Here is a 282-nt window from a genome sequence, read left to right on the forward strand (position 1 = left end):
AAAGATCGTACCTACATGGTATTTATGACAGCGAGTATCGGCACCACTTTTATTATTATGCAATTTGACAATTTTTTACCTGTTCATCTGGCAAACAGTTTTCAGACAGTAACCTTTTGGGGATTCGAGATTTATGGTCAGCGAATGCTTACCATATTTTTAATCTTAGCGTGTGTGCTTGTGGTTGCTTTAATGACCACACTGAATCGATTCACTCAAAATTGGTCTCATCAAAAAGGTTTTGTGCTTGGTAGCCTCGGAATGGCGCTCGGGATGATCTTT

Annotated in this window: 1 pseudogene; it reads left to right on the top strand. The window is 39.4% G+C overall.

The features are described from left to right. Window positions 1-24: 24 nt before the first annotated feature. A pseudogene (locus L9G74_RS20225) lies at window positions 25-282 on the top strand (multidrug efflux MFS transporter LmrP); the annotation flags it as partial.

The sequence above is a fragment of the Shewanella electrica genome (genome assembly GCF_022321485.1).
In the GTDB taxonomy this organism is placed as follows: Bacteria; Pseudomonadota; Gammaproteobacteria; order Enterobacterales; family Shewanellaceae; genus Shewanella; species Shewanella electrica.